Raw genomic sequence first — 8,783 nt, 5'->3', positions numbered from 1 at the left:
GGGTCCGCACACATCGTGCGGACCCGCTCGTTGTGTTATATAGGCTGGATAGCGGCTCTGACATGCAGGAACACATCACCGCGGCGATGTCTGGTTGCGCCTCGCAGAGCCTGCACGGGCCAACACAGGCACCCGCGTTGGGCAACTCCGCTACGAGCTGAGCGCGCAGCTCTGCTTGCTGTCCATACTGACTTCCGGGGTTTGCGCGCACCGGCGCAGCAGCTCTGCCGCTGTCGGCCGTTGCTCCCGTCGCTGTCGGACATCGGCCCAGCGAGTGCGCATGTACAAGCTGAAGTCGTCGCTGGAGTCCCGGCCTCTCACTGCGTCTCCTCGCCCGTCAGGTAGTGCTCAACCCCGTCAAGGTCGAGGGCACGCGGAGAGTCGATTTCTCCGGCCACGACAGTGTTCCGCGCGGCATCCACGAGCATGTAACCGCCGTACCCGAGCGCACGCGGATCGCGTCGTCGTGACTTGACGAGCTGAAGCCCCTGCCGCTGGGCCACGCGCCGAAGACGGTTCTCTCGAACCTTGTAATCCATGCCCGAAAGTATGCTAGAAGGTATGCTCAAAGCCAAACTGGGACCATCTACGCACGTCAGAACCGGCGGTTCCGCTAGCGCTTCGAGCACACCAGTCTCTCCTTCGGCTTCTTGCCACACACGGCATGGGTCTGGCCGGCCACCATGTTGCGATGCGCTCGAATTGTCGGTGGTCGGTCGTACCCTGCTCTGCAACTCAGAGATGCACCGAGCTAGCTCGGTGAGACAGGACAAGCATGGACAAGGCAGCCGTAGCCGCCTGGTTGGCCGTCGTCGTCGCCATCGGCGCCGCGTGGATCGCCCTGCTCAACGCCAACTCAGCGAGAACTCAGGCTGGAGCGGCGACCAAGCAAGCAGAAGAGGCGGAGAAGGCCCGCGAGGCCGCCGAAGCCCAGGTGATCCACGCGCAAAAAGCCGCGGCAGCGGCTCAAGATCAGGTCGAGATCATGCGCCAGACTCTTCGCGCCGAAAACGTCGAACGTCACGAGCGAAGCGGTCCTGAGTTCTCAGTCGTCGAAGGCAAAGGCAAGAAGAACGGCAGGACCGTCACGGTCACAATGTTGCGCGGTCCAGCAGTTGTCCGCGTGACGCCCAGTTGGACTGCTGACTCGTCAGCCCCCCAAACGGACGGCGAGGACGTGGGCGGTATCCAGGCTGGTGAGTACGAGGCCCAGCGGGTCGTTCGGAACACCAGCTTCGACATCGAGGTGGGCAAGGGACCAACGGGCAGAACCCCGATCGTGGTCGAGGTCTACCTGCACTGCGTCGATGATCGCGACAACACCAAGGTCTGGGACCGCGTTCATTCAGTGACCTTGGATCCGCCGCCCCGCGTGACGATCATGCGCTAACAGTCAGGAGCAGAAAGTGGAAGCTGGTGACGTCGCCGCCTGGTTTGCTGTGGCGGTCGCGTTGATCGCAGCGTTCATCGCGCTCGGCAACGCAAACTCGGCAAAGCGGCAGGCCAGTGCGGCTGAAGCGGCCATTGGTCACGCGCAGCGCAGCGCCACGGCCGCAGAGGAGCAGGCCAAAGCTGCGATCGAGCAAGTGGCGATCATGCGCCGAGAGCTGGAGAGGCAGGACGTACCTCGCTTCAGCGTCGAGGAGATCGACGAGTTCAAGGGCGGCCCGGTCGTGCCAGTGCGCGTGACGATGATCGGCGGAGCCGACCTCTCCGCGGTGACCATCGGTGCCGAGGGCAACTTGGTGAGAGGGTTGGCAGGCGGTTTGGACGGTCCTCCCGGTCCTGCCATCCTCCGCGAGAACTTCACCGAGGGCAGCCACACCACGGTGTACCTCCACCTGCACGAGAAGGCAGGGAGCGCCTCGGCCACCTTCACATTCCAGGGCACCGCAGCGGAGAGCGGAAAGGCATGGGACGCACTCTCGCCGAAGACGCTCGAACTCGTGCATCACGCGCTCCGCAAGCAGGGACAACAGTGGGGCCGCAGCCAGGCTTGATCATTCGGAGAGTGACGAATGACAAGCCCTGCGGCTCGACCACGTCAGTTCGGTCCGTGGCCCCGCGCCAGCCGAGGCGCGAGACGGTCGCCGGGATGCGGCAGCAGCACCAACTCGTGGACGACTTCCGCGAGCGTTCCGGACAGCTCCCACGTGATCATGTTGTCCGGGTCCAGACGCAGCCCCAACGCATCGCTGTCACTCTTCAGCCTGATCGCGTCACGCCAGCCACCCGGCCAGAGGCGAAAGCCATCGAGCTGATCCCGCCCCGGCTCGATCGGCAAGAACCGCCAGCCGCCGTCACGCAGGTCGAGCAAGTGCTGAAGCGTCGGGTACAGCGCAACGGCCGCCCGATCGGCGGCCCCCGGAACGATGAGGCTCATGCTGCCCATCCCGAGGTGGAACCGTCCAAGGCGGCCGGGTCGGGGTCAGCGACCGCCCTGGACGGAGTCGGGAAGCTGGGCATCTCGTCCGCGCCGCAGCGCCGCCGCAACTCGGCGACGCTCACGCGGCCGGCCAACGCGGCACGCACGCGAGCGACCTGGCATCGGCGCTGCTGCTCGACTCGAACGTGGTGGCCCACCCAGACGATCGTCAGCAACGCCACGACCCCGAGCAGGCACATGATGATCACGGTGCCCATGTCGGCGACGCTATGAGCGGCGCAAGGTGATCTTTTGCCACGGTGGCAACATCGCCCGACCGGGCTACACAGGCAGGCCCGCCCGGAACGCCATGCCCCGGAGCTCCCGCCCGACGGCGTCGCGCTTGGCCTTCACCAGCAGCTCGGCGATGATCGAGCGCATGAACGGGTGCCGGTGGATCCGCGCGGGCGAGATCTGCTCTGCACGGCGCAACATCAGCACGGCGTCGTCCTGGCGGCGCGGCATCCGCGCGAGCGCCCGGCCGAAGTCCCGGTAGTAAGCCGCCTGGCGCGTCGGCGACGGCAGCGCCGCCGGGTCGATCGCGCTCGCGATCCGCGCGGCCTCGCCGTGGTCGCCCGCCTCCAGCGCGACCGACATCCGCCAGACGTCCACGTTCGCGATGCCGAAGCCGAACCAGAGCGGGTCGCCGTCGCCGTTGACGGCGGCGGCGAGGTCCGCGGCCTCCTCCAGCGCGGCGGTCTGGGCCGTGCGGTCGCCGCTCGCGGCCGACACGAGCGAGGTTGTGAGCGTGAGCATGCCGCGCGCCGACAACTCCGCCGTCGTGCCCGTGCCGACCTCCTGCCGCGCGAGCGTGTCGGCGGCGAGGTCGAACGCGCCCGCGCCCATCAACCCGAACGCCGTGCCGAACGCGCTGACCGCGTGCGTCACCGGGTCGTCCAGGCGCTCAGCGGCCTGCTGCGCGAGCGAGGCGGCCTGCCAAGCGAGATCCATGCTGGCGCCGATGTCCATCAACCAGGCCATGGTGCCTTGGACGTGGAGAAGCACAAGTAGTCGAAGGACGTGCTCGACTTCGCGACCGGCGTCGAGAGTTGTGTGGAGGTCGCGGACAAGTTGTGGAAGCTGATCGCCGACTTCGGCGAAGCGGCAGGCGCGCTGCGCATCGAGCAGCACACCGACACGAACCTCCAGCAGATCGGCCGGCATCACCTCACCACGCGGCTGCCGCATGCTCGCCGCGAGCAGCGCCAAGCGCACGGCGCCCAGCGAGCGGTCCTCCTCCAGCTCACCAGCGAACGCGACGGCGGTCCCGGTGATCTCGCTGGGCGCAACCTCCAGGGCGTTGGCCAAGGCGACGATTAGGGAGCGGCGGTCCAGGGCGCGTTCGCCAGATTCGAGGCGGGATAGGTAGCTCGTGGAGATCCCGGCGAGGCCGGCGATGACGGCCAGAGACTTACGACGGGCGTGACGGATCTGCCGGAGACGGCGGGCCATCTCGCTCGTGGCGTCGGCCTGGTCAGCGGCCACAGCGCTATCCCTTCCGCGCCTTCTACCTCGGTCTGGCACGTCAGCGTTCGAACACCTCAAGGGTAGCCGGGGTGGCTCGGTGCATCATCAGTGCTGGCACGCAGGTGATGGCCTTGGTATGCGGCCGGGACGTTCGTCCCCCACCAGACTCAGAGCCGCTCTGTCGTGGCCAAGGCAAGCGGACCGTCCGCGGCGCGGGTGGCCGACCAGGCAGCGGGCCGCCCGCACGACCATCTACCTCAAAACCGCAGGTAGACCACGACGTCTGTTGGCCCCATCGTGGCATCCAGCCTGAATCAATTAGCCACGAATTCGTGGATCAACAAAAACTTGAGGCAAGTAGGTAACGCACGCGTTGCAGAATGCGCATCGACCGATTACTCCATCCGAGTGACGCTGAAAAGTTCTCTCAACTTTCCGCATATGCGGTGACACCCTCAGCGTCGCCCACTGACATCAATAAGTGCAGTGGTGCGATGCTTCGATGAATCGTCCCGGAATCGCCACCACGAGCCGTCAGATGGGACCTGACCTGCTACAAGCCTGCGCCAAGAGGCCGCCGACGTACTCCTCAGCGTCTCGAAGTCGACATGATTCGAAGATGCATCTTGCAGTCAGTTGTCGATCCGAGATGACACGGCTCGCCCCGGTCCTCTAGATTCTCCTCCACCGGAGCGCGGCGAGAAGTCGAAGCGCCAGCGTCAGCACGCGAGGAACGAACAATGACGGGCTCACGAGGCCACCCATTCATGCAGACACCGGCGTACACGGGGTCCGCCGTTGACGTCCGCGCGCCGCAGGCCGCTCCGGCCATCGCCCTGGCATACACGCAGGGCGAGAACAGTGAGGCCGACCCTTCTCGCGAAAGGGCCGGCCTCGTCGTCACCAGATCCTCCCAGGCAGAAGGGTTCAGCGACGTTGTCCATGGTAGAAGGCAAGGCAAACCGGAGGCGAGGGATATGGGGCGCCCTCGCCTCGTTGTTCGCGCTGGTCGCGACGATCGTCTTCCCGACGATCCTCCCTGACGCGTCGACTGCCGGAGACCTCAGAGCGTTGCCCGACGTGACCACACTGGCGGTGTGGATAGTTCGGCACGTCTCGCTCTTCGCGCTGGGCTGGGCGGCGAGGCCCTTGATCACCCAGGTCGCGGCGCAGGTTCGGCTCATTGCCAGCGCCACCCTGATCAAGATCCGCCGCCGAGTCGCACGGTGGCTTTTGCAGGACGTGCAGGGGTCTTAAGGGTCCGTTCACTCAAACCGGACCCCAGCCAGTGGTGGGCCTGCCGGGGTTACGGCGGGCCCACCACTGTGCGGTCACTCGTCGTCGCCCCCTCGGGGCCTGCCGATGATCGCGGCGGCCAGCGCGACCAAGGCAGTCGCGACCTCCAGCATCGCGGTGATGTCCACGCCAGGCTCCAGTTCCGGGCCGGACATCTGCCGACCCCTAACCAGACCAACCCATGCGGAATCACTCAGCGTGGCGTCGGTCCGTGGCCGACACCTCAGGGACGTCAGGCGCGGACCCATCTGATCTAGCTGATCACGGCAACGCACTGCGCGCAGTGCCAGAACGCCGGTCCTCGGGAGCGATAGCGACCCAACGGCATGATCACCCATCCGTCGAGAAGATCGTGAACCGGCAGTCCGCGATGATCAAGAGCGTGGACTCGTCCGAAGTCGAGACGGCCGTCCTCATCTCGTCGGACTTCTCGGCCTACAGGCCACCTGCGGACGGCGGGCGCGGCACGGCGCGCGGTCTTGTGATCATCCATCTGCGGCTCCGATCAGAGTGGAGCGCCCGATGCGGCTCCACCCCTTACCGCGTTCTCACCGCACGCTTTACAGGACGCGAACGCAACCTCTTCGGTATGACCGTCGCCACACCGTGCGCGACCAAGATGCGGTCTAGCGGCCATCACCGTCGAACTACCCGATGCACGTGATCACGCCAGAAGCTCTGGCAAACCCTCGCCTTCCCGTCGCCAGCGGTAGCCCTCGATATCCGTGAACTCGATGACAATGGCGTACGCCCCCAACTGCCCGAAGCCACGGTAGACCCCGTCTGGAGCGCTCCCGGAGATGGGCCTTGCCGCGACCTGCTCACCAGGCTTGAGCACGCGATATACCGGCCATCTCCTGTTGTCGGGAGGAATAAGAGGAACGTCGGGATTGCCCTTGGCTGCGATCACCTGCGCATCCACCACCGGAAACTGGCTGGCGTTGACGATGACCACATGATCGTGCCCTTGAACGCGGCCGAACTCGCCGTGCACGAGCATCGCCGAGGCGCGCTGCCGACGAAGCTCTCGCGCGGCTACCTCACGAGCGCCCTGCTCAGCGATCCGCGCGGCATCGCGAGCCCCCTTCTTCGCGATCCACAGCGCGGCGACCACGGCAGCGAAGCTGCCGACGGCACCGCCCCATTGGCCGGCTGCACCCCACCAGTCCGCGGACTGGCTGGTGAGCCATCCCCAAAACGCAATCGCCTGCGGAACGAATACCAGGACGGCCTCTCCGCACGCGATCACGGCCAGCGCGGCGCAGCGGACGATTGGCACATGGCTCGGCACGGGTGATCCTGATGGCACGTCCGAATTAGAGCATCTTGCTCCGACTCGCCGCGGAGAAGCTCGTGCTGGCAGGGGCTGACGCCGGGTGACGCCACACCTCATATTCCATCGCGCCGGGCATCTTGACGAACCAGGCCGAGTTGGCGCGACATCCACGCACCGGGCTGCTTGGATGCTCGGATGTTGTTAGGCCAGCAACCAACTCCGGACACTCCTTGGTACGCCTCTGGGACGTTCTGGGCAATCGCCGCCGTGGTCGTCGGACTGGTGGCGATCGTGGTCGGAGCGTGGGCAGCCTTCCGCTCGGCCCGGCCGCGAAGGGCGCTGTACATCAACGTCGATCAGGCGGTGTCGCTGTTGCGCGCCGCACCAGGTCTGCACGGCAGCGGCGTTGTGGTGAGCTTTAACGGCCGCACGTTGACTAGGCCCTACGTCGTCACCATAGACGTAGTCAGCGACAGCGCCCTTGACATCGCGCCATCCGCGTTCGGCGGGAAGCCGCTGGAATTGGAGTTCGGCGTGCCGGTTCTAGCGCTGTTCGAGCATGAGTCGCATCCTGGCCGCCCAGCGGTCCGTATGCCCAAGGTGAACGTGGTCGGGACGGCGCTGCACATCTCCCCAGCGCTGCTGACCCGCCGCCACCGGCTGCGTTACACCGTGCTGCTGGACGGCAAGCCAAACTTCCGGCCGATCGGCGAGCTGGTGGACGTAGCCGTCCATGTAGGAGGAGCACCTGTACGGTTGCCGCTGATCCAAAGGCTCGGGATCGCTGGCCTCCTCATGCCGATAATCACCTTGATCGGGTTGAGTGCGCTGGTTCCGGAAACACCGAACCTGGTATTGATCGGAGCAGGAATCCTCGTTCTCCTTGGCACGATCGGGGTCTTGTCGGGTCTTGGAGTCTTTCGGACCCTTAGATCCCGGTAACTGTTTGCGATCAGTCCGTCAGCGCCTCGGAGTTCGGAAGCACGCGGTACAACGTCGCGTGGAGACAGCGCCGCACCTCCGCGACCCGATCTAGCGCGGTCGAGGTTCCTGGCGCTGAACGATGTTCCGGACCGACATCGCTGACCAGGCCGCCGCCCGGCGCGGCTTGTGCCCCTCGGCGTCCAACGTGGACGCGATCACACGGAACGAGGCCCCGGACTCGCGCAGCTCCATGATCCTGTAAACGGCGGCCTGCTCGGTCGGCTCCGGCGCGGCGTCACGCTCGCGGCCCTGCCCTTGGCCGGCGAATCCGTACGCGTACTCCCCCACCGCCTTGCGGCCGGTTGCGGCCTTCGCCCTGCGTCCGTCACGCAGGCGCTTCACGACGGTCTTGCGGTCCAACTCGGCGAACACGCCTTGAACCTGGCGGATGGCCGTCCGCATCGGGTCGTCCGGGTCGTCCTGCTGGACCTCGCCGTCCTCGGCGGTGAACACGCTCGCGCCCTCGCGCCACACGAGCGCCAGGATCGCCTCCTGCACGGTGAGCGCGCGGGCGAGCCTGTCGAGCTTGCCGACCACGATCCCCTCGGCCTGAGCCGGGCGCCGGACCATCTGCAAGGCCTCGGTCAGGCCAGGACGATCGGGGGCGTCGTACTTGCCGGTGACCGCGTCGGTGAACCACTCCACGATCTTGTGGCCGTTGGCCTTCGCCCACCGCTCGATGTCGGCGCGCTGAACGTCGAACCCATAGCCGTCAAGCTGACCGGTGGAACTGACGCGGAGGTAACCGACGAGGCGCATGATCAGAGCCTAAACGCCGTGACCTGCGATGTAAATATTTCCACAGAACTATTTACGCTCGTCGGGCTCCAAGAGGCCCGGAGCGAGCGACGGCGGCAGGCCGAGCACCGCCTCCACTGCCGTGATGGCGCCCTCCACGCGGTGGCGGTAGGCCGCGCTCACTGGCAGCTCGCCGGACTCGGCCGCCGCGAGAAGCTCGCGAAGCTGGTCGAGAAGCGCGGTCGCGTTGCGGCGAACCTCCGTGGCTGCTGGGCGCGGGCGCCCTTGGCTCACGCAACAACCCCAACCCGACGCCCCGCCCGCACACCACCTGCACAACCAGCCGCCAGCGACCTTGTGGCCGCCCACCGCCGGACCGGCGTCGGTGTCGCACAGCTCGCACACCGACCTCATGAGGTTCCCGTCGCCGTCCATCGACCACTCGACGTCGTCGCGCACCGCGTTCGCGAAGACCGACTCCGGCGACTCGAACCCGGCGGACTTGAGCTCGAAGCTGGAGAGGCGCGTCTTCTGCTCGCGCGCCCGCGTGCAGCAGCCGTTGCACACCCATACGTCGCCGTCGCGCACGTGCGCGAC

At 66.5% G+C, this 8,783-nt stretch carries 12 protein-coding genes and 1 pseudogene; 5 read left to right on the top strand and 8 right to left on the bottom strand.

Annotation, left to right across the window (positions count from 1 at the left end):
* Positions 1–317: 317 nt before the first annotated feature.
* Positions 318–539: a hypothetical protein gene (locus ACFWGZ_RS36550; RefSeq protein WP_382456165.1), complete on the bottom strand. Its 222-nt coding sequence runs from the start codon at positions 537–539 to the stop codon at positions 318–320.
* A gap of 236 nt (positions 540–775) precedes the next feature.
* On the opposite strand from ACFWGZ_RS36550, the gene ACFWGZ_RS36545 reads away from it, so the two are divergent.
* Entirely contained in the window at positions 776–1,390 is a 615-nt protein-coding gene (locus tag ACFWGZ_RS36545; protein ID WP_382456164.1) for a hypothetical protein, read from the top strand.
* A 16-nt stretch (positions 1,391–1,406) separates the two neighbouring features.
* A complete protein-coding gene (locus ACFWGZ_RS36540) occupies positions 1,407–2,000 on the top strand; it encodes a hypothetical protein (protein WP_382456163.1) in 594 nt (197 codons plus the stop codon).
* A 44-nt stretch (positions 2,001–2,044) separates the two neighbouring features.
* Here ACFWGZ_RS36540 and ACFWGZ_RS36535 read toward each other — a convergent pair whose 3' ends face one another.
* The 3 genes from ACFWGZ_RS36535 to ACFWGZ_RS36525 all read right to left on the bottom strand — a co-directional run bounded on the left by ACFWGZ_RS36535 (position 2,045) and on the right by ACFWGZ_RS36525 (position 3,376).
* Positions 2,045–2,383 carry a hypothetical protein gene (locus ACFWGZ_RS36535; protein WP_382456162.1) on the bottom strand — a complete coding sequence of 113 codons (339 nt, stop codon included), beginning with the start codon at positions 2,381–2,383 and terminating at the stop codon, positions 2,045–2,047.
* Positions 2,380–2,643: a hypothetical protein gene (locus tag ACFWGZ_RS36530; protein WP_382456161.1), complete on the bottom strand. Its 264-nt coding sequence runs from the start codon at positions 2,641–2,643 to the stop codon at positions 2,380–2,382. The genes ACFWGZ_RS36535 and ACFWGZ_RS36530 overlap by 4 nt, the downstream gene beginning before the upstream one ends.
* Before the next feature lie 64 nt (positions 2,644–2,707).
* The gene (locus ACFWGZ_RS36525) at positions 2,708–3,376 is read right to left on the bottom strand and encodes a hypothetical protein (protein ID WP_382456167.1); all 669 of its coding nucleotides are present in this window, start codon (positions 3,374–3,376) and stop codon (positions 2,708–2,710) included.
* A gap of 69 nt (positions 3,377–3,445) precedes the next feature.
* On the opposite strand from ACFWGZ_RS36525, the gene ACFWGZ_RS36520 reads away from it, so the two are divergent.
* Positions 3,446–3,745, top strand: a complete 300-nt coding sequence (locus ACFWGZ_RS36520) for a hypothetical protein (protein ID WP_382456166.1) — start codon at positions 3,446–3,448, stop codon at positions 3,743–3,745.
* A gap of 15 nt (positions 3,746–3,760) precedes the next feature.
* On the opposite strand, the pseudogene ACFWGZ_RS36515 reads toward ACFWGZ_RS36520, so the two are convergent.
* Positions 3,761–3,877, bottom strand: a pseudogene (locus ACFWGZ_RS36515) (helix-turn-helix domain-containing protein); the annotation flags it as partial.
* Between the two features lie 1,011 nt (positions 3,878–4,888).
* Between ACFWGZ_RS36515 and ACFWGZ_RS36510 the strand changes: the two are divergent.
* Entirely contained in the window at positions 4,889–5,149 is a 261-nt protein-coding gene (locus ACFWGZ_RS36510; protein ID WP_382456160.1) for a hypothetical protein, read from the top strand.
* Positions 5,150–5,852: 703 nt separating this feature from the next.
* Here the strand turns inward: ACFWGZ_RS36510 and ACFWGZ_RS36505 are convergent.
* Positions 5,853–6,479 carry a hypothetical protein gene (locus tag ACFWGZ_RS36505; RefSeq protein WP_382456159.1) on the bottom strand — a complete coding sequence of 209 codons (627 nt, stop codon included), beginning with the start codon at positions 6,477–6,479 and terminating at the stop codon, positions 5,853–5,855.
* Positions 6,480–6,731: 252 nt separating this feature from the next.
* Here ACFWGZ_RS36505 and ACFWGZ_RS36500 point away from each other — a divergent pair, with 252 nt between their 5' ends.
* The gene (locus ACFWGZ_RS36500; protein ID WP_382456158.1) at positions 6,732–7,406 is read left to right on the top strand and encodes a hypothetical protein; all 675 of its coding nucleotides are present in this window, start codon (positions 6,732–6,734) and stop codon (positions 7,404–7,406) included.
* A 90-nt stretch (positions 7,407–7,496) separates the two neighbouring features.
* On the opposite strand, the gene ACFWGZ_RS36495 is transcribed toward ACFWGZ_RS36500, so the two are convergent.
* Positions 7,497–8,207, bottom strand: a complete 711-nt coding sequence (locus ACFWGZ_RS36495; RefSeq protein WP_382456157.1) for a recombinase family protein — start codon at positions 8,205–8,207, stop codon at positions 7,497–7,499.
* A gap of 48 nt (positions 8,208–8,255) precedes the next feature.
* Positions 8,256–8,783 (bottom strand): hypothetical protein (locus ACFWGZ_RS36490; protein ID WP_382456156.1); only part of this gene is annotated, 528 nt, incomplete at its 5' end.

It is taken from the genome of Lentzea sp. NPDC060358 (genome assembly GCF_042725365.1).
GTDB lineage: Bacteria > Actinomycetota > Actinomycetes > Mycobacteriales > Pseudonocardiaceae > Lentzea.
Note: the sequence above shows the minus strand (reverse complement) of the source record. Positions and strands in the feature narration are given on the sequence as shown.